Origin of the sequence: Microbacterium sp. NPDC028030, from assembly GCF_040637855.1 — a bacterium.
Taxonomy (GTDB): domain Bacteria; phylum Actinomycetota; class Actinomycetes; order Actinomycetales; family Microbacteriaceae; genus Microbacterium.
Window position 1 is genome coordinate 349,660 of sequence record NZ_JBEZXF010000003.1, and the last position, 21,075, is coordinate 370,734.

Here is a 21,075-nt window from a genome sequence, read left to right on the forward strand (position 1 = left end):
CCCAAGGACCCTGTGACTCTCCGCCACCTCGCCATCGTCATGCCCGCCTTCAACGAAGCCGAAGGCATCCGGGGCTTCATCGACGAGATCAGGGAGCACGTGTCACCCCTGGCCGATCAGGTCACGTTCCACGTCGCCGACGACCGCTCGACGGATGGCACGGCCACGGTGTTCGACGACGTCCCGGACGTGGACGTCGAGGTGCAGCCCCTCAACCGCGGACACGGGCCGACGGCACTCGCCGCCTACCGCGCCGGCCTCGCCGCGGACCCCGACCTGCTCGTGCATGTGGACGGCGACGGACAGTTCTACGGCAGCGACTTCCCCCGACTGATCTCCGCACTCGTCGCCGAAGATGCCGACGTGGTGCACGGCGTCCGCGACGGTCGCACCGACCCCTGGTACCGCAAAGTCCTCACCGGCGCGGTCGGCCTCCTCATCGCCGTGTCAGCCGGACGCCGCATCCCGGACGTCAACACCCCGATGCGCGCGTATCGCCCCGAGGCGCTGCGACTCCTCGTGGACGCGATCCCCGCAGACGCGTCCGTGCCGCACGTGCACTTCTCGCTCGCCGAGGCACGCGCCGGCTTCACCGTCCGCTACCTGCGGGTCGCCAGCATCCCACGGCGCGGCACCTCGACCACCGGCACGATGTGGGGACGAGGCAGCACGGTCTCGCTGCCGCCCAAGCGCCTGCGCCGCTTCGTACGTCTCGCACTGCTCGAGGCGTGGTCGCTCTCGCTCAAGCCGTCCGCACCGCTGCGCGGCATCCGCCGTCCGGAGCGCGTCCCGCGATGACCCGCACCCGCACGATCCTGTTCTGGGTGGCCGCGGCCGCTCTCCTGATCGGGCATGTCGTCGTCGCCTGGCACAGCCTCGTCGTCTGGCGCTTCTGGGAGGACGAGGCCTTCAACCTGACCGTGCCCCGCAACCTGCTCGACGGCCTCGGCTATTCCAGCGACGGCGCCCTGTCCGGTTCGACGATCACCCCGTTCGATCCCCGCATCTCGACCGGGCCGGTCGTGCTCCTCCCGGTGGCGGCACTCCTGGCGACCGGCATGGATCCGGTGCTGGCCGCGCGCCTGGTGCCGCTGGCGTCCTGGGTCGCGCTGCTCGCGGGGCTCGCCCTCCTCGGCCGCCGCATCGGCGGACGCTGGGCCGCACTGCTCGCCGTCGCCGTGCCCCTCGCCTTCACCGCGAGCGCCGGGGTCTCACCCATTCAGGGTCCCGCTGACCTGCTGGGCGAGATCCCCGCAGCGGCGCTCATCGTGTGGGCCCTCGTCGTGCTGCCACGACGGGCATGGCTCGCCGGGCTCCTGGTCGGGCTCGCGGTCCAGGCGAAGCTCATCGCCATCCTCGCTCTCCCGGCGTTCGCCGTGGCGCTCTGGGTGCTCTCCGACGGCACGGGCTGGGCGCGCATCCGTGACACACTTCGACGGTCGTGGCTGCCGCTCCTCCTCGTGGCCGTGCCGACACTCCTGGTCGAGCTCGCCGCCCTCCTCTCCCTCGGCGTCTCCGGATTCATCGAGCACCTTCGCGCGCTCGTCTCGTTCGTCCGCAGCGGCGGTCAGGGAGATGCCGCGACCACGGTGCTGCAGAAGCTCGGCACCCTGGCGGACTCCTGGTCGCTGCCCGCAGCCCTGGCCGTGGTCGGAGCGATCCTCGCGGTCTCCCTCACCGTGTTCGGGATCGCCCGCCGGTGGCACACCGCGACAGAAGCCGAGCGCCTCGTGATCGCCTACGCGCTCGCAGCGCTCATCGGTGCACTCGCCTTCGTGGGTTGGTGGGCCACCGCCTCGCGCCTCCCTCTGTGGGTGCGGCACCCCGCCCCCGGAGTCTTCGCGTTCTTCCCCATGATCGCCGCCGCGGCCATCTGGGCCGTGAAGGGCCAGCCGGGCCGCGGTGTCGTCCGCATCGGCGGCGTCGTCGCGGCATCGGTGCTCGCCGTCATCGTCGCCGCGGGCGCTGCCGTCCACGTCGCCTCGTCGTTCGCGCCGCGCGGCCACACGCTCGAGACGCAGCGTGCCGCCATCGCGCCCTTGATGGACTGGGTCGACGAGAACGAGGTGGAGTGGCTCGCGGCGGATCCGTGGGGTGCAGCGGTCGCTCCGATCGTGCTCACGGGCGCCCATGTCGGCCTGTTCGATGCGCCGGCCATGGCGGGGGTTCCTCGGCTCACAGGACTCCCCTGCCCGGCGGAGACGCTCGTCGACGCAGGTCTCTACCGGATCTGCGCGGCGCCGTAGGCGCCCGGACGAAGAACCGGCCGACCGCTGAGATCAGCGACCGGCCGGTTGTTCAGCGAAAAGCGATCAGAGCGCGAGACGCTCCTGCACCACCTCGGCAAGGCGACCTGCGTAGGCGTGCACCGACTCCGGATCGGCGGCTTCGACCATGACGCGGACCAAAGGCTCGGTGCCCGACTTGCGCAACAGCACACGGCCGTTGTCGCCCAGCTCGGCTTCGACGTCGCGAACAGCCTGCTGCACGACCTCGTCGTCGGCGACGCGATCCTTGTCGACGTCGCGCACGTTGATGAGCACCTGCGGGTAGACCGTCATCACGGCGGCGAGCTCGGCGATCGACTTCTTCTGGCGCGCCATCTCGGCCACCAGGTGGAGACCGGTGAGGATGCCGTCACCCGTCGTCGCGTACTCGCTCATGATGACGTGACCGGACTGCTCGCCGCCGAGCGCGTATCCGCCCTCGTTCATGTCCTCGAGCACGTAGCGGTCGCCGACGGCCGTCTGACGGACGGTGATCCCGTGCTCGCGCATCGCCACGTGGAGGCCCAGGTTGCTCATGACGGTCGCGACGAGCGTGTCGTCGGTGAGACGGCCGCGCTCCTTCATGGACACGGCGAGGATCGCCATGATCTGGTCGCCGTCGATGACGTTGCCCTGGGCGTCGACCGCGAGGCAGCGGTCTGCGTCGCCGTCGTGGGCGATGCCGATGTCGGCACCGAGCCGAACGACGGCCTCGGCGAGGTTGTCGAGGTGCGTCGACCCGACGCCGTCGTTGATGTTCCAGCCATCGGGATCTGCGCCGACGACGGTGACCTCGGCCCCCGCATCGCGGAACGTCTCGGGCGAGACACCGGAGGCGGCGCCATGCGCGCAGTCCAGGACGACGTGGATGCCCTCGAGCCGGTTCGGGAGCGAACCGAGCAGGTGCACCACGTAGCGGTCCTCCGCATCGGAGAACCGGTCGATGCGACCGACACCCGCGCCGGTGGGGCGCAGCATCTCGCCATGCATGGCCTCTTCGATGCGCTGCTCGACGACGTCGGGGAGCTTACGACCCCCGCGCGCGAAGATCTTGATGCCGTTGTCGGGCGCGGCGTTGTGCGACGCCGAGATCATGACGCCGAAGTCGGCGTCGCGGTCGGCCACGAGGAACGCGAGCGCGGGGGTCGGGATGACCCCTGCCTCGAGCACGTCGACACCGGAAGAGGCGAGTCCCGCGGAGACGGCTGCGGTGAGGAAGTGTCCGGAAACCCGGGGGTCCCGGGCGACCACTGCGGTGAGTCGCTTGCCTTCGGCCTTGCGAGCCTCCGCAGTACGGCCCTGGCCCAGGACGACAGCAGTCGCCTGGGCCAGGGTGAGCGCCAGGTCGGCGGTGAGGATGCCATTGGCGAGTCCTCGCACGCCGTCCGTGCCAAAGATCGGCATCGGAGCAGTGGACCTTAACGCTTCGAGTACTGAGGCGCCTTGCGGGCCTTCTTGAGTCCAGCCTTCTTGCGCTCCTTGACGCGCGCGTCGCGCGAGAGGAAGCCGGCCTTCTTCAGGGTCGGACGGTTGTTCTCCTCGTCGATGCCGTTCAGCGAACGAGCGATGCCGAGGCGGAGCGCACCGGCCTGGCCCGAGGGGCCACCACCGGAGATGCGCGCGATGACATCGTACGCACCGGCGAGGTTCAGCACGGTGAACGGGTCGTTGATCAGCTGCTGGTGGAGCTTGTTCGGGAAGTAGTCCTCGATCGTGCGGCCGTTGACCGTGATCGTGCCCGAGCCGGGGACGATGCGCACGCGGGCGATGGCCTGCTTGCGACGGCCGACAGCGGCACCCGGGACGCTGAGGACGGGGCGGGGAGCCGCCTCGACCGCGTCGGTCTCGGGAGTCGACGTCGAGAAGTTCTGGGGGATTTCGGTGGTGTCCTGGATGTCAGCCACGAGTATGTCCTTAGTCTTTACGGCGCTTACTGGGCGACCTGGTCGAGGGTGTACGTCTGCGGCTGCTGCGCGGCGTGCGGGTGCTCTCCGCCGACGTAGACCTTGAGCTTCGACAGCTGCTGGCGGCCGAGGCTGTTCTTGGGGAGCATGCCACGGATGGCCTTCTCCACAGCACGGACCGGGTTCTTCTCGAGGAGCTCGGCGTAGGTGACCGACTTCAGGCCGCCCGGGTAGCCGGAGTGGCGGTAGGCCATCTTCTTCTGGAGCTTCTGACCGGTGAGCGCGACCTTGTCGGCGTTCACGATGATGACGAAGTCACCCGAGTCGATGTGGTTGGCGAAGGTCGGCTTGTGCTTGCCACGCAGGAGCGTAGCGGCGTGCGAAGCCAGACGGCCGAGAACGACGTCGGTGGCGTCGATGACGACCCAGTCGCGCTGGACTTCGCCAGCCTTGGGGGTGTAAGTGCGCGTCACGATAGTGCTGCTTTCTTGTGTCGAACGGAGAAGTTCGTGAATCCCACTCCGGGGTGGTTCTTCCCGACAGGGAGGAACACGCCAGTGGAGGGCTCACGTTCGGACGATGCCCTTCCTTCCGCGAACGGGGAAAGGCACCAAAGGGAAATCATACGCCACGCCGGGCGATTGCCCAAACCACGCCCCTGCGACCGCCGCTCAGTCGGGTGTGACCGTGACGAGGATCGGACGGTGGTCGCTGGACCCCTGGGGCAGCGTCGTGATGCGCTCGATCTCGAATCCGGCGGACGTGGCGAAATCGTAGTGCCCGCGGAAGACCCGGTAGCGCGTATAGGTGTGGTCGTCGCTGAGCGAGAGCGCGTACCCGTGATCGCGCACGGCCTGCCCGAGGTTCTCCTTGAACACCGGGTAGTTGTAGTCGCCGACCATGAGCTGCGGCAGACCTTCGCCGAGAGTCGCCAGCTCGGTCAGCGCGGCACGGATCTGATGCCGACGAAGCGAGTTCAGTGCTGTGAGGGGCGCGGCATGGAACGAGGCGACGATGAAATCCTGGCCGTCATCGATGTCGCGCAGCCGGGCCCCGAGCACGCGTTCGTGTGCGGGCTTGGCGATGCGGTCGTGCAGCGACTTCTTCAGCCCGAGGGTGCGGATGGCCTGCAGGTGAAAGGTGCTGGAACGGTAGAAGAGCGCGAGCCCGAGGCGGTTGCCCTGGGTCGCATCCGCCAGCACGAGGTCGCCGATCTGCGCGGGAAGCGCGGGGACGTCGCACTCCTGCAGGCAGAGGATGTCGGGATCGTGCGTACCGACGAGCGCCGCGAGCTCTCCGGCCGCGCGATGCTTCTGGAGGTTGTACGAGATGACCTTCATGATCCCCTCAACGCTACTCGTCCCGGCTGTGCCCCGGCTCCGGATGGAGCGGGGTCGGAATCTGGCTCAGCGGGCATTCACCGGGTCCTCTGGTGCAGCGCCCCGCTCCCCTCCTCGTTCGGCCGACCGTAGGGTGGTGGCGTGCCCTTCTCGACTGCGCGCGACCGAGGGATGAGGGTCGAAGTGTTCCCCGTGAGACGCTTGCACACCTGGCGGCGCAGACGAAAAGGGGACTCTGCACCCTGAGTGCGGGGCTCCAGCCTCAGTCTCGATCGCGACGGGCCCGCGTCTGCTCCGCGCGTGCGGCGAGCAGCTCGTCGGCGGGATAGCCCACCTCGGTGAGGATCAGGCCGCGGGCGGCCAGCACCTTGAACTCGCTGGTGCGCGTGAGGGCATCGCGCAGCACGACGAGGTCGTCGACATCCAGGCGTCCCTCCCCCACGGCCGCGCACGCACCGACGAGCGCGCGCACCATGCTGTGACAGAACGCGTCGGCCTTGACCTCGGCGACGAGAACTCCCTCGGCGTCGCGAGACCACCGATAGTCGAGCAACGTGCGGATCGTCGTCGCCTCCTCGCGAGGCTTGCAGTACGCCGCGAAGTCGTGCAGCCCGATGAGCGTGCGCGCCGCCGCATCCATGGCCTCCACATCGAGGCTGCCGCGGATGCTTGTCGTGTCGAGGCGTCGCAGCGGGTCGAAGCCGGCCTGTGCGTCCGCGAGGCGATAGCGGTAGCGGCGCCAGACGGCCGAGAACCTCGCGTCGAAGCCCTCCGGCGCGAGCGACGAACGAGCGACCGTGACGTCGGAGTAGGCGCCGAGCACGCCGCGGATGCGACCGGCGATGGTCCCGGCCGGCTCCAGGGGCGCCCGCCCGTTCCGGGCCTCGATCCGCGACCACTGCTTCTCGTCGAGATCGACGTGGGCGACCTGTCCGCTGGCGTGCACGCCCGCGTCCGTGCGGCCGGCGACGACGAGCTGCACATCGGACCCCAGGATCCGGGCGAGGGCCGCCTCGAGAGTTCCCTGCACGGTCCGCAGCGTCGGCTGCTTCGCCCACCCGCGGAAGTGGGTGCCGTCGTAGGCGATGTCGAGCCGGATGCGCACGGAGCAAGCCTAGGACAGCCCGGCCGCGGCGACCGACGGCGTCAGATGCCGCCGTCGATCGAGCGGATCGTCACAGCGGGCTCATCAGGCACCATCACCTCGGTGTCGCGGTTCAGGCTCTCACCGCGGAAGAACCTCTTCGACCGCGGGAACAGGTACCAGACGAACATCAGCACGAGGCCGAACGCGAGCGAGCCGACGCCGATCACGAAGGTGCCGCCGATGCCGAACAGGACCGTGTACCCGTAGTCGACGTCCCACATGTCGATCGCGGACTGCACGAACGCCCACGTCAGCATGACGCCGCCGAGCAGCGGGAACAGCCCCTTGAAGAAGAACTCGCGCGGCGAGGCGGTCAGGTCCTTGCGGAAGTACCAGACGCACGCGAAGCCGGTGATCGCGTAGTAGAACGCGATCGCGAGGCCGAGCGAGAGGATCGAATCCTGCAGGATGTTGTCGCTGATCAGCGTCATGCCGATGTAGTAGACCGAGGCGACCACGCCCATCACGATGGTCGAGAACGATGGGGTCTTGTACGTGGGGTGCACGTCCTTGAACCTCGCGGGCAGGGCGCGATACACGCCCATCGCCAGCGTTCCGCGTGCGGTGGGGAGGATCGTGGTCTGGGTCGACGAGATCGCGGAGATGATCACCGACACCACCAGCACCCAGCCGAACGGGCCGAGCAGCCCGTCCTTGATCGCGAGGAAGAAGTCGTCCGCGTTGGCCTCGTTGCCCAGCCCTGTGCCGTCTTCCCCGAGTCCGGCGTACATCATGGCTGCGATGGTGACCGCGACGTACGTGAACAGCAGGATCACGGTGGTCAGCAGCGCGGCACGGCCGGGGATGCGCTTCGGGTCCTTGGTCTCCTCGTTGAGAGCGAGGCACGTGTCCCAGCCCCAGTAGATGAACAGGGCGAGCAGGATGGCCTCGGTGAAGCCCGACCAGTCGGTGAATGCGAAGGGGTTCATCCATTCCCAGTCGAACGGAGTCGGGTTCGGCGCCGTGCCGGCGAAGAACTGCCACAGCGCGGTCACGACGAAGATCGCGAGCGCCAGGTACTGGATGCCGAGCAGGATGTTCTGGATGCGCTCGCCGATCTCGACCCCACGCCAGCTGACCCAGGTCATGGCGGCGATGAAGAAGACGGCCACGACGACGACGCGCCAGTCGTTGTTCTCGAGGTCCTGTCCGATCAGCGACCAGAAGTAGACGGAGGCGATCTGGGCGAGGTTCGCGAGGACCACCATGCCGGCGACCGCGACACCCCAGCCACCCATCCAGCCCACCCACGGCCCGAAGGCCTTCGTCCCCCAGGTGAACGTGGTGCCGCAGTCGGGGACGGCATTGTTGAGCTCGCGGTAGGCGAAGGCGATCAGGAGCATCGGGACGAAGGCGATGATGAACGCGATCGGCGCCTGTGCGCCGACGGCGAGCACCACGAAGCCGAGCGTCGCGACGAGCGAATAGACGGGTGCCGTCGAGGCCAGACCGATGACGGTGGATCCCCACAGGCCCAGCGTGCCTGCAGCCAGTCCCTTGCCGTCGGGTCGTTCAAGGTGAATGGGCGTCGTTGCCATGCTCAGAACAGTAGGGCCACTGCGGTTATCGCGTCAATATCTTTCTTCGACCTTCCGAATCCGCGGCGATTCACCTACACGGACGACGGAATCCGTACAATCAGGCGCGATCGAGCATGCCGTCGGCGTGATCAGCGACCCACGCCATCAGCGGCAGCATCCGCTCCATCAGGTCGCGGCCGAGCGGCGTCAGGCTGTACTCCACGTGCGGCGGCACGGTCGGCAGCGATTCCCGATGCACCAGTCCGTCGTCCGCGAGGGTGCGCAAGGTCGAGGCGAGCATCTTCTCGCTGATCCCGTCGACCGCGCGGCGCAGCTCCCCCCACCGGTGCGTGCCGTCGGACAGCGAGGAGAGCACCAGCACGCCCCACTTGCTCATGATGTGGTCGAGGATCACACGTGTGCCGCAGTTCTGGTCGAAGACGAACGGCGTCGATTCCTTTATCTGGGCGAAACTTACCGTCATGTGGGTACCTTACTTCAAAGTGGGTACCCATCGGGCGGAATGTTCTCACCCGGTGCACGGGTTGTCGAGGATGTCACTTACGAAAGGACCCTCATGACCATCCTCGTCACCGGTGCGACCGGCAACCTCGGTCGCCTCATCATCTCCAGCCTGATCGAGCGCGGAGCAGATCCCCGGTCGATCGTCGCGGGAGCCCGCGACACCGGGAAGGGCGCCGACCTGGGTGTGCCGGTCGTGCACCTCGACTACACCGACCCCGCCTCGGTCGCGGCCGCCATGGACGGCGTCGACACCGTCGTGCTCGTCTCGGGATCAGAGGTCGGGCAGCGAGTGGCACAGCACCGGGCGGTCATCGACGCGGCCGCGGCTGCTGGTGTCTCCAAGTTCATCTACACGAGCGCCCCCAAGGCCACGACGAGCGACCTCGTCCTGGCGCCGGAGCACAAGGCGACGGAGGAGCTCATCGCCGCCGCGGGGCTGCCCGCCGTGATCCTCCGCAACAACTGGTACACCGAGAACTACGCCGCGGATCTCGCGCGCGCTGCCGAGACCGGTGTGCTCGCCGCGGGCACCGGCGACGGACGCGTCGCCTCGGCCAGCCGCAAGGACTTCGCAGAAGCCGCTGCCGTCGTGGCGCTCGAGGACGGCCACATCGGCGAGGTCTACGAGCTCGGCGGCGATGTCGCCTGGACGTACACCGACCTGGCCGCGGCGATCTCCGAGGTGACCGGTCGCGAGGTCTCGTTCGTGGCGCTCGACGCCGACGCCCAGATCGCAGCCCTCCGCGAAGCCGGCCTCGACGAGGGCACGGCCGGATTCGTCGCCGCACTCGACTCCGGGATCAAGAGCGGTGCCCTCGCCGAGTCCGACGGCACGCTCGCGCGACTGATCGGCCGTCCGACCACACCCCTCGTCGAGGGTCTGCGCGCCGCGGCCTGAGCGCCGTCCATGACGGTGTGCCGCTCTCCTCGGGAGAGGCACACCGTCGTCAGCGGCACACCGTCGTCGCGCGACTCCGCTCAGGCCGCCTCGCGAGGCTGCACATGAACCACCGTGAGGGTGATGCTCTCGCGCCGCACGCCGCGCGCCCCCAGTATCGCGTCGACTTCGGCCTGCACGGCGCGCAGGATGTGCTCCGATCGCGAGTCGGAGTCCACCCCGATGGAAGCCTCCACCACGACACCATCGCCAGAGGACACGACCGCCACGATCGGCTCGTCGTCCTTGCGGGTGCCGAGCGCGGCCGCTCCGGCGCGCAGCAGGTTGGAGATGAGCGATCCCGACCGGAACACGGCGCGAACCCCCGGCATCGCGCGCACCGCCTCCTCGATGTACGCGGCGAGTTCGGTGCGCGCTTCCGGCGTCATCAGCTCTCCTGCGTCCACGAGGACACCTCCCGGATGTCTCGGATCGCGATGTCGATCGCGACGATGTTCAGTGCGGTGTGCGCGCGGAGGTCGCGGTCGACTTCGGCGCGCAGCTGTTCGGCGATCAGCGGGATCGGCTGACCGTGCAGAGCGCTCGCGTCGATGGTCACGCGAACCGGCGCACCCGGCTCGGTCAGGTCTCCGTCGAGCCGACAGCGCCCGATGAGCAGACCAGGCACGGCACGCTCCGCCGAACGGATGAGTCCGCGGACCGCACCCTCCGTTATGCCGAGGTCGACGGTTGGATCCGGAGAGTCGAAGCGGATGCGTCGTCCGGCACGCGCGTCCAGGGCGATGCCGCTGAGGATGCGGTCGACCCAGCCCTGATCGACCTCCGGTTCGGCCGCGGCTTCGGCGGCGAGCAGTTCCGCCCCGAGTCCGTGCAGGCGCTCCAGCGCGTCCAGCGCCAGCTGACAGCCGGGAGACTCGTCGATGGAGCGGTCGGCGGGCTGTCTCCCGGCGTCGAGATAGTCGGTCAGCTCGTCGAGCGTGTGCCCGTCGAGATCGGTGGGCTCCAGCCCCAGCCTGCGGACGTCAGGAGTCTCTCTCTCATCGGTCATCGCCACTCCTCCATCCGCACGATCATGTATCTGCGCGCCCGTGCCAGCAGGCCACGGGCGGTCGTGACGGGGATGTCGAGTTCATCGGCGATCTCCTCGTACGAGTAGCCGCCGATCTCGCGCAGGATCCAGCACTCGCGCTGCGCATCGGGGAGCTCGCGGAGCGCCGCGCCGAGAGCCGCGACGCCCGCTCTCACCTCGACGATCGCCGATGGCGATGCGTGCAACGGCGCCGGGCGATCGATCGAGTCGATGTCGACAGCGGGTCGGACGGCACGGATGCGATCCACGGCCTTCCGGCTGACGATCCTCATCAGCCAGCTCTTGACCTTGCCCGGGTCTTCGAGCTCCCCGAACCGCTGCCACGCCGTGACGAACGACTCCTGCACGACGTCGTCGACATCTGCCGAGGCGTTCAGCATCCGCTGCGTGTACGCGCGCATCATCGGCGTGTACCTGCGCACGAGAACAGCGAACGCCTCGATGTCGCCGTCCATCGCACGTCCCGCGACGATGCCGTCGTCTGCGTGTTCGAGCGCTCTCCGAAAGCGTTCGTCTTCCATCCACCCCACCCCTCGGTCCGATCCCCTGGGAGATTCGGAACGGACGCCTCACCGGATCGGATGATCTCGCACCGACCTGGGAGCGGTCGGGGAGGGACTCGCATGACCCCCTCCCCGAGTCCGTCACTTCTTGAAAGCGTCCTTGACGTTCTCAGCGGCATCACGGACATCGCCCTTGGCCTGTTCGGCCTTTCCCTCGGCGACGAGCTTGTCATCGCCCGTCACCTTGCCGACGGCCTCCTTCGCCTTTCCGGCGACCTTCTCCGCAGTGGCCTTGATCTTTTCTTCCGCGCCCATGGCGTCTCCTTTCCCGTATCGATCCCGAGTCTCGGAATCGAGTTCTCACCCAGGCCCCGCCTGAGCGTCTTGCGTCTGCGATCACTGCACCCTGCGCGGCGAGCGGAGCGCGTCACGCCAGCGTCGGTCCGCCAGGTGCAGCATGATGGGGATCCGCTCCCCCAGGAGCTCGTCCCACTCACGGACGGCCGCCTCAGCCGCATCGACGACCGCACCCAAGGGGGCTCCCGGCCGCACGGTGACGGCGAGTTCGACGGCGCGCGAGCCCCCGATGCGATACGCCGCCGTGCGAGCCGAGAGCACATCAGGGCGTCGCACCAGCGGCTCGGTCAGCAGGCTCTCGGCGACGTCCCGATCGACCACCGTGCGGCCGTCGGCGGCGTCGATCTCGAGCACCGTCCTCGAACCGCCGCGTCTGCGTGTTCCGAGGAAGACCACCAGGACCACGGTGAGGAGCAGGCATCCCCCCGCCGCGAGCACCACCGGGGCGGGCGCCGCACCGAGACCCGCCAGCTGCCAAGTCCACGTGGATGAGGCACCCCAGATGTCCATCACGGTGGCCGCGGGGCGCCGGATCCAGGTCGGCGCCTCCCCTGTGGCGACGGCCGCTGCGGCGAGGGCACCGACGCCGAGGGCGAGCAGGAGCACGCCGGCGACGAAGAGCAGCGCGCGGTTCGCGAGACGATTGGTCGCGTTCATGCGATCACCCCGTCGGTTTCCACGCTGACCCGCGGCGCCGCGGCGAACCCGATCCCGGCGAGGACGTCGTTCACCGCCGAATCCGCGGCGGCGACATCCACGGGTCTGCCGCTGGTCGGCGTGATCCGCACCGCCACCGTGCGTCGGCCCACGGTCACGGCGACCCGGCCGCGGTCGACGCCGGTGCGCCGGGCCACGGCCTCAGCCACCGAGTCGGCGATCACGCCGTCGTCGACGAGGAGGGCGCTCCGCTCTGTCGTGCGCGACCGCCGAGCACGCCGTCCCGGCAGCAGGGCGAGCGCGAGGAGGACGATCGCGCAGACCACGAGCGCGACTCCCACCCCGACCGGAATCGCCAGCTGTGCGGAAGCGTCGAGGGCGCCGAACCATCGGGCGAGAGCCTCGCGGAATGCCTCATCGACGAGCCACCACACACCGCCGACCAGTGCGGCGAGGAGCAGCGCGACCCCGATCGAGGCGACCACGGCCGCCGGGATCGTGCGGGGCGCATGAGTCTCCCGACGGAGAACGCGCCGGTAGGTCGCTTGTTCGTTCGTCATCTCACCCTCTTCTCTCTGCTCCGGCGGACTCCCGCGTATCGGATGTCGACGGCCTTCACGTCTCGTCCCGCCAGGTCTCTCATCCCGTCGATGAGCGTCCGTCGAAGCGCGTCGCCCTGTTCGACGAGGTTCGATACCCGCCCGCCCCCACGGGCGACCGGCACGGTGACAGCGATCCGCAAAGCGCCACCCTGGTCGGACAGCTGCACCCCCACGTCGCGGACCGTGACACCCGCTGCGTCGCGCACGATGCCGACGGCGAGTCGTTGCAGGGCCCGAGCAGAGAAGGTCGTGCTCCCCGAGACGGCGACCGTCGCCGCCTCGGCTACGCCGTCGCCCGTCATGACGACGAACGCCGGCCCCGGAAGACCTCGGCGAGCGCGCGGACGTCGATCCGGCCATCGATGATGCGGCCGGCGACCGCGCCGAGGAGCATCGCCAGAGCCACGAGCAGGAAGGCCCAGAAGCCCAACGCCACCCATGTCAGCGCAAGCACCGCTGCGGCCGCCGCGCCGATCACCGACGCGTTCACTGGACTCGCGCCTCCTGCGTGTCATCGCCCTCGTCTTCGGAGGGGATGTGCACGTCGTTGACGGTCACGTTGACCTCGGCGACCTCCATGCCGACGAGCTCCACCATCGCGCGGTGGATGGCAACGCGGACCTCGTCGGCGACCTTCTGCAACGACACCGGATACTCCGCCACGATCGTGACATCGACCGCGACCTGGGTCTCGCCGACCTCGACGCTGATCCCCTGCGAGAGATCGGTCGTGTTGAGGGCGTCGCGGATCGCACCGACCATGCGTGCGGCTCCCCCGCCGAGTGCATGGACGCCGCTGACCTCGCGCGCCGCGATGCCTGCGATCTTCGCCACCACCGCGTCTTCGATCGTGGTCTTGCCCGCAGCAGTCCCCAGCTGCGGCGCGACGACCTGAGCCTTGGGCTGGGTGCCACCAGTCACGTTCGCCATCATGAGCTCCTTCATCCGTGTGTCCGCCTCCGGTCGGAGCGCGGGCCGCAGTGCTGCGACACCCCTAGGACGTATGCCGAGCACCGGATGTCACAAAGAGGTTCGGATTTGTTCGCGCGACTCACAGTGCACTCCAAGGAACAGAGTGCAATATTGCACTCTATGAACGACAGTGCAGAATCCTTGCGGGAACAGCGCAAGCGGGAGACGTCTCGCGCACTCACCGATGCCGCACGGCGACTGACGGCGAGCGAGGGGTTCGCCGGGTTCACGATCGAGGAGCTGTGCGCAGAGGTCGGCGTCTCGCGGCGCACCTTCTTCAACTACTTCGAGAGCAAAGAGCACGCCGTCTTCGGCTTCACCACGATCGACTCCCGCCAGGAGGCGCTCGAGGAGGAGTTCGTGTCGCAGCGCGGAGACCTCCTCGATGACTTCCTCCAGCTGACGATCGGCCGCTTCGAGCTGTTCAACCCCGTCGACGATGCACCGGCGATGTTCGCCGTGATCGAGCAGGAGCCGCGCCTGCTCAAGGCCGCATTCGAGCAGGTCGCCAAGAACGAGCGCCGCGACATCGGGCTCATCCTCCGGCGGACCCCCGAGGCGGTCGACGCCGAGCTCCGCGCCGAGGTCATCGTGCACACGGTCGGCGCGCTGATCCGGATGAGCATGGACCAACTGCTGCACCACCAGTCCACCGAGACGTTCGGCGAGCTCATCGCGCGACGCCTCGACCTCGCCCGCTCCCTCTACGCACCATCACAGAAAGACCACTGATGTCCACCACCGCCACGAAGGATGCGCCCTTCCTGCTCACGAAGCGCCGCATCTGGATCATCTTCAGCGCCCTCATCGCGGGCATGCTGCTCTCGAGCCTCGACCAGACCATCGTGTCGACCGCCATGCCGACGATCGTGGGGCAGCTCGGCGGCGTCGACCACCAGGTCTGGATCACCACCGCCTACCTGCTGGCCACCACGATCGTGATGCCCATCTACGGCAAGTTCGGCGACGTGCTCGGGCGCCGCAATCTGTTCCTCGTCGCGATCGCGCTGTTCACCCTGGCCTCGGTCGGCTGCGCATTCGCCACCGACTTCTGGATGTTCGTCGTGTTCCGCGCGCTGCAGGGGCTGGGCGGCGGCGGACTCATGATCCTCTCGCAGGCGATCATCGCCGACATCGTCCCCGCCAACGAGCGCGGCAAGTACATGGGCCCCCTCGGCGCCGTCTTCGGTCTCTCCGCCGTCGCCGGTCCGCTCCTCGGCGGATTCTTCGTCGATCACATGACCTGGCAGTGGGCGTTCTACATCAACATCCCCGTCGGCATCGCCGCGTTCATCATCGCCCTCGTGGCACTGAAGCTGCCGAGCAAGAAGGCCGAGAAGCCGATCGACATCTTCGGCGTGATCTTCCTCTCGATCGCCACGACGTGCCTGATCTTCTTCACCGACTTCGGTGGCGATGCCGAGTTCGGATGGGACTCGCTGGCCACCTGGGCCTGGGGTGCAGGTCTCGTGGTCGCCGCCACGGCGTTCGTCATCACGGAGTCGCGCGTGCAGGACCCGATCATCCCCCTGAGCCTGTTCCGCAACCCGATCTTCGTCAACGCCACGGCCATCGGGCTCGTGCTCGGCATCGGGATGTTCGCCGCGATCGGATTCGTGCCGACATTCCTGCAGATGTCGTCGGGCACGTCGGCCGCGGCCTCAGGCCTGCTGATGATCCCGATGATGGTCGGCCTGATGGGAACGTCGATCTTCTCTGGTATCGCGATCTCCAAGACCGGCAAGTACAAGATCTACCCCATCCTCGGCACGATCATCACGGGCATCGCGATGATCTCGATGACCACCCTGTCGGCATCGACCCCGATCTGGCTGATCTGCGTGTTCCTGTTCGTCTTCGGCGCGGGGCTCGGCCTCATCATGCAGGTCGTGGTCCTCGTCGTGCAGAACGCCGTCCCGGCGGGTGAGCTGGGCACCGCGACCAGCACGAACAACTACTTCCGCGAAGTGGGCGCATCGCTGGGAACGGCCGTCTTCGGGACGATCTTCACCACGCGGCTGACCGAGAACCTCCTCGGGGTGTTCGCCGAAGCCGGCGCCTCTCCCGATGACGCCTCGCAGGCAGCGTCCACGATCGATCCGTCGACGCTCGGATCGCTCCCCGACGACGTGCGCGAGGGGATCGTGACCGCGTACGCCGACGCCCTCGCACCCGTCTTCTGGTACCTCGTGCCGTTCATCGCACTGGCACTGCTCCTCTCCCTGTTCCTCAAGCAGATCCCTCTGTCCGACCAGGCAGGTCTGGTCGCTCGGGGCGAGGCGATCAGCGGGGCGGAAGCGGAGCGGCTCGAAGCCGAGTTGCGCGGAGGCGGGGGCGGGGGCGGGGAACGCGTCTCCGTCGCGGAGATCCGCTCGGCTGACACCGGTTCGACCCCGACGGCCCGTTGAGACGAGAGGCCCTCGACCCCGACGGGGCGAGGGCCTCTCGCTTTCTGTCAAGGGGCTCCCCTCGGACGCAACGATGGGTCATGGTTCATCTTGGGGACGAGCGAGGAGAATGATGGAGCACGATCCGGACCGAAGGTTCGCGCTGGTCGAGGTCAGCGCGAACGATTGGGCGATCCACGATCTGCACTACTCCGAGAACGATCACCGCAGAGTCGTCTGCACGATCTTCGAAGACGCACCGACCGAGGTCGAAGTGCTCTGGAGGCGCGATCTTCCCCTCGCCCTGCGGTACTCCTCTCCCGAAGACGTCCTCGAAGCCGTACGGAGGTTCCAGGACGCCTCTCGAGCCACCCGTCCCATACCGATCCCGCACCTCCCCCCGGTTCGCGGCACGAAGGGTTTCCCGAGAGAGTCGCGCTGACCCGCCGGGCACCGACGCATGGACGCCGAGAGCGGCGTGCGTCAGACTGACGAGCAATCGATGACCCTGAGCCACTCGGAGCCCCATGCCTGACTCGCGCACGACGACCACCTGGAAGAGCTTCTGGGAGAAGGGCGGCTTGTGGCGCGCACTCCTGCTCGCCGCGGTGTACTTCGCCCTCTACCAGGGCCTCTCGCTCGCGTTCACGCCGCTGACGTCGCTGGTCGACGATCCGAACAGCGCCGGAGCCGTCGTGGTCTACTACGTGCTCCCTCTGCTCGTGGGCGGTCTGCTCCTCGTGGGATTCATCGCCTCGGTGGGATGGTGGCATGAGGTGTTCGGCGCGCAGCCGATCCGCGGACGGGGGTGGATGTGGATCGCCGTCGTCGTCGTGCTGCTCTTCAACATCCTGCGCTTCGCGACGATCGACTACTCCGAGACGGGCTTCGACGTGGTGGCGACCTGGCTCCTGGCCGGCCTGCTCATCGGATTCGCCGAAGAGGTGCTCACCCGCGGCCTCGTGGTGAACCTGCTCCGCAAAGCGGGGTCCCGCGAGATCGTGGTCGCAGTGATCTCCGCTGGCGTGTTCGCCGGGCTCCACTCGGGAAATCTGCTGAGCGGACAGAACCTCTTCGCCACGGCGATCCAGGTCGTCTACACGTTCGCGTTCGGCATCTGCATGTACCTCGCGATGAGGGTCACCGGCACGATCATCACCCCGATCCTGCTGCACGCCAGCACCGACCCCGGCGTCTTCCTGCAGGTCGCCCACCCCGCCGAGGGGGCGCTCACCGGCATAGCGAACCTCAGCAACGCCGTGGTCATCGTCGTCGGGCTCGTGCTGATCTTCTTCATCCGCGGTCGCGTCCGAGAGTCGCACGGTCGGGAACGTAGTCTCGAACCATGACTGTCGAGTATCTCGCAACCGTCGTATCGGGGATGTGGCTGACCGTGGCGATCCTCGCGGGCGGGTTCGCGCGCACCCGCAACCGCTCGGCGTGGGCCTGGTTCCTCCTCACGCTGCTGTTCGGTCCGTTCGCCGCGTTCCTGCTCGTCGTGTGGCCTCCCGTCACGCGCATCCCCGCGGCGAGCCGCCCTGGACACTCCGGCACGGTCTACCCCGACGTATCGCGCTGATCTTTCCTGCCCGGAGGCCTCTGGCAGGATGACGGCGTGCACTATCTGACGATCGAGATCCCCGTGCGGCTGTGGCATCGCGTCGATGGGTGCGTCGACAACTCCATGGCGGTCGACGTCGTGGAGGGCCTCATGGAGTCCGTGATCGCCGCATCGTGCATCCGCGACGCCGGATGGCGTGCCTCCGCCGCATACGAGGGCGACCGTGACGCATACGGATGGCCGCCTCGCGAGCATCCGCTGCCGATCACTCTGCGACTCGCGCACTGGGAGTGGGTGCTGTCACAGCTGGACCGCTGGAAGCCGTACGTGACGGATGGGGTGAACGACGACGTCGAGGTCCGCGCGCTCCTCAGCGCCGCCCTCGCCGATCGCACCCCTGGGTGACCGCGATACTCTCGCGCCCGCGGTTGCACGTCCGACCCTGACTGCGATTCCCTTGAGCGCGCGGATCGTCTACTGATCGCGATATGATCCGTCGCGCGGGATCATCAGAAATGCAGTATCGGCACGTCGCCCCTCACGAGCACCCGCTGCTCTGGGTGAGTGACGCCGTCGCTTGGCGCTATTCGAACGGAGGCGACTGGATCCGACGGGTCGACACGATCGTCGATTCACGGGTCATACGACCATAGAAACACGTGAGCCTGGCTCGTCTACCGTCCGGAAGACTGCCAGGCTCCGAGGGCTACTGCCCGCCGTATCTCAAGTGTATCGTGCAGCCACCCACACGGCTAACAATCGTCCACGGTCAACCATGACCGGCACAGAACCAACACACCCCGTCTGTACGCCACTCCGGCCATCGCCTCGGATACGACAAAACCCCCGGAATCCCAGGGGTTTTGATCTGTAGCAGGAGCGGGGCTTGAACCCGCGACCTCACGATTATGAGTCGTGCGCTCTAACCAGCTGAGCTACCCTGCCGCGAGGCATCCGTCCGCGTGAGAAGAATGCTGCGAGCCCCGAGTCAGGATTGAACTGACGACCCCTTCCTTACCATGGAAGTGCTCTGCCACTGAGCTATCGGGGCGTGCTACCCCTCGCGGGGCAACCGTACGAGAATACCATCACTGTGGCGTCCTCATGAAATCCGGACCGTCAGTACGAGGTCCGACCGGCGTTGGCTTTGAGCCACGGCATCGGGTCGATGGTCGAACCGTTGACGATGAGCTCGAAGTGCAGGTGCGCGCCGTACGAACGACCCGTGTTCCCGGTCTTCCCGACGACCGTGCCGACGGTGACCTTGTCGCCCGCCTTGACCTGCAGCGAACCGTACTGCATGTGAGAGTAGTGGCTCGTGATGACCTCGCCGTCGATGACGTGGTCGATGTAGACGGTCACACCGAAGGCACCGCCCTGTTCGGTCGCGATGCGGACGGTGCCATCCGCGATGGCCTGGATCGGCGCGCCGTTCCCGGGGACGAAGTCGATGCCCTCGTGCAGGCGGCCGCTGCGCATGCCGTAGCCGTAGCTCATGCCGACGCCGACCAGGAACGGCCACTGGATCGCGGCGTCGGGGTCGTTCGTGAAGATCTCACCCGAATAGTTGATGCCCTGCTCGGCCGCGACCTGCACGAGCGAGACCGTGCTGAAGTCGTCGGCCCGGGCGAGCGAATCGTTCTCGACACCTGCGGGAGCCACGAACGCCTGGATCTCGGCGGCCGCGGCGTCGCCGGCCTCGTCGGCGGCGGTGGACACCAGCGATGTGCGGGCGGTCGAGCCGCCCTGCACTGCGGCAACAGCCTCGGCCGGAAGTGTCATCGACACGGCGAGGAGACCCGCCAGGCTCATCACGCCGACTGTCGCTCCGAGCGTCACGACTTTGCGGATGTTCCGCGGGCGACGGCTCGCCACGTGGGCGGAAGCCTCGGAATCGGGTGTGGTCGACTCCTGCGCGCGCGACGACCGCGCAGACGGGGCGACCGTGCGCACTGCGCCCGTGCGGAAGGCGCGGGATGCGCGCTCGAAGGGATCGGCCTGATCGTCGAGGGGAAGTTCCGGCGTCGGATCCGTGACCACGAACTCTTCGGACTCGCTGGACGGAGCGGCAACCTCGTCGGCCGACGCAGCGGGAACCTCGACGAGCTCCTCTACCTTGTCGGTGACGACGGGGGCGGAGGGGACATCGGCGATGATCGGCTCAGGGGTCGCGGCGATGATCGGCTCAGGGGTCGCGGCGATGAACGGCTCGAGCGGAGCTTCGACGGCGCTGTCGCCAGCGCCCTGCTGCCGAGCGGCGCGACGGGAGAGCGGTGCGACCGCGGCGAGAGCGACGACAGCGGACTCAGCGGCGGAGATGTGCGCCGTCGTTCCTGCCGCGGAGGTCGGGGATGCCTCGGTGCGGAGTCGGCTGGACCGGCGCGTGGGCGCAGAGGCAGCCTGGGTGTTCTCGAAGGGCAAAGCGTTTCTCTCGGTCGTGCGTCGTGCTCGGGGGCGCAAACTCAGACTTTCACCTTCGGGTGGCGAAAGTAACGATCGGGTAAAACACTACCCTGATCACCCTGGGAAAGCCATGAATCGTTCAGCTTTTCGAGGCCAGGATGTCGCGCAGACGGGCGTGCACGTCGCGCCCGCCCGCGATCAGCATCGGCCGCGGCGATTCGACGTCGACCCGCGAGACCACTCCACCGGCCTCCTCGATCAGGAGAGCGCCGGCGGCATGGTCCCACGGGCGCAGCCCGCGTTCGAAGAAGCCATCCAGACGGCCGGCGGCGACGTAGGCGAGGTCGAGCGCTGCCGCACCCATGCGCCGAAGATCACGCGCCATCGGCATCACGCGCCGCACCGTGGCGAGGTCGCCGTCGTGCGTCGCGGGGTCGTAGCCGAAGCCGGTACCGAGGAGCGCTCCCGCTGGTGTCTCGTCGGTCACCGCCAGGCGGAGTCCTCCCGCCCACGCTCCTTCATCGCGAGCCGCCGTGAAGATCTCGCCGAGCGCCGGTGCGTTGACCACGGCGGCAAGCGCTTCCCACGACTCGGGATCAGGCTCGCCGCGGACCGCCGCGATGCTGACGTTGTATGCGGGAAGCCCGTAGGCGTAGTTGACCGTGCCGTCGATGGGATCGACGACCCACGTGATGCCGCTCTCCCCCGGCTCGGCACCCGATTCCTCACCGAGGAAGCCGTCGTGGGGTCGCGCAGCGCGCAGGCGTCCCCGGATCAGGTCCTCGACCTCCCGGTCGGCCTCGGTCACGATATCGGCGAGGGTCGACTTCGTCGCAGCCAGTCGCACGCCCTCCATCCGCCGGGCGCAAGCGAGTTCCCCTGCCTCACGAGCGATCTCGGTCGCGAGCTCCCTGAGCTCTCCTGCCGGAGTCACCGTGCGCG

27 protein-coding genes and 2 tRNA genes are annotated in these 21,075 nt (G+C 68.1%); 9 read left to right on the top strand and 20 right to left on the bottom strand.

The window, feature by feature from the left end; translation table 11 throughout:
• The first annotated feature begins 12 nt into the window (after positions 1–12).
• Together AB0E56_RS16115 and AB0E56_RS16120 are read left to right on the top strand one after the other, a co-directional pair.
• Positions 13–798 (top strand): glycosyltransferase family 2 protein, encoded by a 786-nt coding sequence (locus tag AB0E56_RS16115; RefSeq protein WP_359800662.1) that lies wholly within the window; start codon positions 13–15, stop codon positions 796–798.
• Entirely contained in the window at positions 795–2,246 is a 1,452-nt protein-coding gene (locus AB0E56_RS16120; RefSeq protein ID WP_359800663.1) for a hypothetical protein, read from the top strand. The genes AB0E56_RS16115 and AB0E56_RS16120 overlap by 4 nt, the downstream gene beginning before the upstream one ends.
• A gap of 66 nt (positions 2,247–2,312) precedes the next feature.
• Here the strand turns inward: AB0E56_RS16120 and glmM are convergent, their stop codons facing one another.
• The 7 genes from glmM to AB0E56_RS16155 form a co-directional block, all read right to left on the bottom strand.
• A complete protein-coding gene (gene glmM / locus AB0E56_RS16125; protein WP_359800666.1) occupies positions 2,313–3,671 on the bottom strand; it encodes a phosphoglucosamine mutase in 1,359 nt (452 codons plus the stop codon).
• Positions 3,672–3,685: 14 nt separating this feature from the next.
• Positions 3,686–4,171: a 30S ribosomal protein S9 gene (gene rpsI, locus AB0E56_RS16130; protein WP_359800669.1), complete on the bottom strand. Its 486-nt coding sequence runs from the start codon at positions 4,169–4,171 to the stop codon at positions 3,686–3,688.
• Positions 4,172–4,197: 26 nt separating this feature from the next.
• Positions 4,198–4,644 carry a 50S ribosomal protein L13 gene (rplM, locus tag AB0E56_RS16135; protein ID WP_359800671.1) on the bottom strand — a complete coding sequence of 149 codons (447 nt, stop codon included), beginning with the start codon at positions 4,642–4,644 and terminating at the stop codon, positions 4,198–4,200.
• A 198-nt stretch (positions 4,645–4,842) separates the two neighbouring features.
• Positions 4,843–5,511, bottom strand: coding sequence for an endonuclease/exonuclease/phosphatase family protein (locus AB0E56_RS16140; RefSeq protein WP_359800673.1), 669 nt, complete (start codon positions 5,509–5,511; stop codon positions 4,843–4,845).
• 262 nt (positions 5,512–5,773) lie between these two features.
• Entirely contained in the window at positions 5,774–6,616 is an 843-nt protein-coding gene (truA, locus tag AB0E56_RS16145) for a tRNA pseudouridine(38-40) synthase TruA (RefSeq protein WP_359800674.1), read from the bottom strand.
• A gap of 41 nt (positions 6,617–6,657) precedes the next feature.
• Positions 6,658–8,196, bottom strand: a complete 1,539-nt coding sequence (locus tag AB0E56_RS16150) for an APC family permease (RefSeq protein ID WP_359800676.1) — start codon at positions 8,194–8,196, stop codon at positions 6,658–6,660.
• Between the two features lie 100 nt (positions 8,197–8,296).
• The gene (locus AB0E56_RS16155; RefSeq protein WP_359800678.1) at positions 8,297–8,662 is read right to left on the bottom strand and encodes a helix-turn-helix domain-containing protein; all 366 of its coding nucleotides are present in this window, start codon (positions 8,660–8,662) and stop codon (positions 8,297–8,299) included.
• A 93-nt stretch (positions 8,663–8,755) separates the two neighbouring features.
• On the opposite strand from AB0E56_RS16155, the gene AB0E56_RS16160 reads away from it, so the two are divergent.
• Positions 8,756–9,601 carry an SDR family oxidoreductase gene (locus AB0E56_RS16160; RefSeq protein ID WP_359800679.1) on the top strand — a complete coding sequence of 282 codons (846 nt, stop codon included), beginning with the start codon at positions 8,756–8,758 and terminating at the stop codon, positions 9,599–9,601.
• 80 nt (positions 9,602–9,681) lie between these two features.
• On the opposite strand, the gene AB0E56_RS16165 is transcribed toward AB0E56_RS16160, so the two are convergent.
• The 9 genes from AB0E56_RS16165 to AB0E56_RS16205 form a co-directional block, all read right to left on the bottom strand.
• Positions 9,682–10,029: a hypothetical protein gene (locus tag AB0E56_RS16165; protein WP_359800681.1), complete on the bottom strand. Its 348-nt coding sequence runs from the start codon at positions 10,027–10,029 to the stop codon at positions 9,682–9,684.
• Positions 10,029–10,649, bottom strand: a complete 621-nt coding sequence (locus tag AB0E56_RS16170; RefSeq protein ID WP_359800683.1) for a hypothetical protein — start codon at positions 10,647–10,649, stop codon at positions 10,029–10,031. The genes AB0E56_RS16165 and AB0E56_RS16170 overlap by 1 nt, the downstream gene beginning before the upstream one ends.
• On the bottom strand, positions 10,646–11,212 hold the full coding sequence (locus AB0E56_RS16175) for an RNA polymerase sigma factor (RefSeq protein WP_359800685.1): 567 nt from the start codon (positions 11,210–11,212) through the stop codon (positions 10,646–10,648). The genes AB0E56_RS16170 and AB0E56_RS16175 overlap by 4 nt, the downstream gene beginning before the upstream one ends.
• A gap of 123 nt (positions 11,213–11,335) precedes the next feature.
• Positions 11,336–11,509: a CsbD family protein gene (locus AB0E56_RS16180; protein WP_359800687.1), complete on the bottom strand. Its 174-nt coding sequence runs from the start codon at positions 11,507–11,509 to the stop codon at positions 11,336–11,338.
• Positions 11,510–11,590: 81 nt separating this feature from the next.
• On the bottom strand, positions 11,591–12,208 hold the full coding sequence (locus tag AB0E56_RS16185) for a hypothetical protein (protein ID WP_359800688.1): 618 nt from the start codon (positions 12,206–12,208) through the stop codon (positions 11,591–11,593).
• Positions 12,205–12,768, bottom strand: a complete 564-nt coding sequence (locus AB0E56_RS16190) for a DUF6286 domain-containing protein (RefSeq protein WP_359800691.1) — start codon at positions 12,766–12,768, stop codon at positions 12,205–12,207. Before AB0E56_RS16190 ends, AB0E56_RS16185 begins: the two co-directional genes overlap by 4 nt.
• Positions 12,765–13,112, bottom strand: a complete 348-nt coding sequence (locus AB0E56_RS16195) for a hypothetical protein (protein WP_359800693.1) — start codon at positions 13,110–13,112, stop codon at positions 12,765–12,767. The genes AB0E56_RS16190 and AB0E56_RS16195 overlap by 4 nt, the downstream gene beginning before the upstream one ends.
• Positions 13,109–13,300 (bottom strand): DUF2273 domain-containing protein, encoded by a 192-nt coding sequence (locus AB0E56_RS16200; protein ID WP_359800695.1) that lies wholly within the window; start codon positions 13,298–13,300, stop codon positions 13,109–13,111. Before AB0E56_RS16200 ends, AB0E56_RS16195 begins: the two co-directional genes overlap by 4 nt.
• Complete coding sequence (locus AB0E56_RS16205) at positions 13,297–13,740, bottom strand: Asp23/Gls24 family envelope stress response protein (RefSeq protein WP_359800697.1); 444 nt, start codon at positions 13,738–13,740, stop codon at positions 13,297–13,299. Before AB0E56_RS16205 ends, AB0E56_RS16200 begins: the two co-directional genes overlap by 4 nt.
• 162 nt (positions 13,741–13,902) lie before the next feature.
• Between AB0E56_RS16205 and AB0E56_RS16210 the strand changes: the two genes are divergently transcribed.
• The 6 genes from AB0E56_RS16210 (at position 13,903) to AB0E56_RS16235 (ending at position 18,135) form a co-directional block, all read left to right on the top strand.
• Positions 13,903–14,514, top strand: coding sequence for a helix-turn-helix domain-containing protein (locus AB0E56_RS16210; protein ID WP_359800699.1), 612 nt, complete (start codon positions 13,903–13,905; stop codon positions 14,512–14,514).
• Positions 14,514–16,190: an MDR family MFS transporter gene (locus AB0E56_RS16215; RefSeq protein WP_359800701.1), complete on the top strand. Its 1,677-nt coding sequence runs from the start codon at positions 14,514–14,516 to the stop codon at positions 16,188–16,190. Before AB0E56_RS16210 ends, AB0E56_RS16215 begins: the two co-directional genes overlap by 1 nt.
• A 112-nt stretch (positions 16,191–16,302) precedes the next feature.
• Complete coding sequence (locus tag AB0E56_RS16220) at positions 16,303–16,611, top strand: hypothetical protein (protein ID WP_359800702.1); 309 nt, start codon at positions 16,303–16,305, stop codon at positions 16,609–16,611.
• An 85-nt stretch (positions 16,612–16,696) separates the two neighbouring features.
• The gene (locus tag AB0E56_RS16225) at positions 16,697–17,518 is read left to right on the top strand and encodes a CPBP family intramembrane glutamic endopeptidase (protein WP_359800704.1); all 822 of its coding nucleotides are present in this window, start codon (positions 16,697–16,699) and stop codon (positions 17,516–17,518) included.
• Positions 17,515–17,748, top strand: a complete 234-nt coding sequence (locus AB0E56_RS16230; RefSeq protein ID WP_359800706.1) for a hypothetical protein — start codon at positions 17,515–17,517, stop codon at positions 17,746–17,748. The genes AB0E56_RS16225 and AB0E56_RS16230 overlap by 4 nt, the downstream gene beginning before the upstream one ends.
• A gap of 36 nt (positions 17,749–17,784) precedes the next feature.
• Entirely contained in the window at positions 17,785–18,135 is a 351-nt protein-coding gene (locus AB0E56_RS16235) for a hypothetical protein (RefSeq protein WP_359800707.1), read from the top strand.
• Positions 18,136–18,601: 466 nt separating this feature from the next.
• Here the strand turns inward: AB0E56_RS16235 and AB0E56_RS16240 are convergent.
• The 4 genes from AB0E56_RS16240 to AB0E56_RS16255 all read right to left on the bottom strand — a co-directional run bounded on the left by AB0E56_RS16240 (position 18,602) and on the right by AB0E56_RS16255 (position 21,067).
• Positions 18,602–18,675 (bottom strand) — tRNA-Met (locus AB0E56_RS16240).
• A gap of 34 nt (positions 18,676–18,709) precedes the next feature.
• A tRNA-Thr gene (locus AB0E56_RS16245) sits at positions 18,710–18,781 on the bottom strand.
• A gap of 68 nt (positions 18,782–18,849) precedes the next feature.
• Positions 18,850–20,151 carry a peptidoglycan DD-metalloendopeptidase family protein gene (locus AB0E56_RS16250; RefSeq protein WP_359800709.1) on the bottom strand — a complete coding sequence of 434 codons (1,302 nt, stop codon included), beginning with the start codon at positions 20,149–20,151 and terminating at the stop codon, positions 18,850–18,852.
• Positions 20,152–20,272: 121 nt separating this feature from the next.
• Positions 20,273–21,067: an inositol monophosphatase family protein gene (locus AB0E56_RS16255; RefSeq protein ID WP_359801257.1), complete on the bottom strand. Its 795-nt coding sequence runs from the start codon at positions 21,065–21,067 to the stop codon at positions 20,273–20,275.
• Between the last annotated feature and the right edge of the window lie 8 nt (positions 21,068–21,075).

Coding starts and splice junctions, on each gene's coding strand:
- AB0E56_RS16155 (WP_359800678.1), bottom strand. CDS start 8,662: ATGACGGTAAGTTTCGCCCAGATAAAGGAATCGACGCCGTTCGTCTTC.
- AB0E56_RS16185 (WP_359800688.1), bottom strand. CDS start 12,208: ATGAACGCGACCAATCGTCTCGCGAACCGCGCGCTGCTCTTCGTCGCC.
- glmM (WP_359800666.1), bottom strand. CDS start 3,671: ATGCCGATCTTTGGCACGGACGGCGTGCGAGGACTCGCCAATGGCATC.
- AB0E56_RS16165 (WP_359800681.1), bottom strand. CDS start 10,029: ATGACGCCGGAAGCGCGCACCGAACTCGCCGCGTACATCGAGGAGGCG.
- AB0E56_RS16220 (WP_359800702.1), top strand. CDS start 16,303: ATGGAGCACGATCCGGACCGAAGGTTCGCGCTGGTCGAGGTCAGCGCG.
- AB0E56_RS16195 (WP_359800693.1), bottom strand. CDS start 13,112: ATGACGGGCGACGGCGTAGCCGAGGCGGCGACGGTCGCCGTCTCGGGG.
- AB0E56_RS16230 (WP_359800706.1), top strand. CDS start 17,515: ATGACTGTCGAGTATCTCGCAACCGTCGTATCGGGGATGTGGCTGACC.
- AB0E56_RS16175 (WP_359800685.1), bottom strand. CDS start 11,212: ATGGAAGACGAACGCTTTCGGAGAGCGCTCGAACACGCAGACGACGGC.
- AB0E56_RS16215 (WP_359800701.1), top strand. CDS start 14,514: ATGTCCACCACCGCCACGAAGGATGCGCCCTTCCTGCTCACGAAGCGC.
- AB0E56_RS16205 (WP_359800697.1), bottom strand. CDS start 13,740: ATGGCGAACGTGACTGGTGGCACCCAGCCCAAGGCTCAGGTCGTCGCG.
- AB0E56_RS16140 (WP_359800673.1), bottom strand. CDS start 5,511: ATGAAGGTCATCTCGTACAACCTCCAGAAGCATCGCGCGGCCGGAGAG.
- AB0E56_RS16210 (WP_359800699.1), top strand. CDS start 13,903: ATGAACGACAGTGCAGAATCCTTGCGGGAACAGCGCAAGCGGGAGACG.
- AB0E56_RS16120 (WP_359800663.1), top strand. CDS start 795: ATGACCCGCACCCGCACGATCCTGTTCTGGGTGGCCGCGGCCGCTCTC.
- AB0E56_RS16170 (WP_359800683.1), bottom strand. CDS start 10,649: ATGACCGATGAGAGAGAGACTCCTGACGTCCGCAGGCTGGGGCTGGAG.
- AB0E56_RS16150 (WP_359800676.1), bottom strand. CDS start 8,196: ATGGCAACGACGCCCATTCACCTTGAACGACCCGACGGCAAGGGACTG.
- AB0E56_RS16180 (WP_359800687.1), bottom strand. CDS start 11,509: ATGGGCGCGGAAGAAAAGATCAAGGCCACTGCGGAGAAGGTCGCCGGA.
- AB0E56_RS16225 (WP_359800704.1), top strand. CDS start 16,697: ATGCCTGACTCGCGCACGACGACCACCTGGAAGAGCTTCTGGGAGAAG.
- AB0E56_RS16160 (WP_359800679.1), top strand. CDS start 8,756: ATGACCATCCTCGTCACCGGTGCGACCGGCAACCTCGGTCGCCTCATC.
- AB0E56_RS16190 (WP_359800691.1), bottom strand. CDS start 12,768: ATGACGAACGAACAAGCGACCTACCGGCGCGTTCTCCGTCGGGAGACT.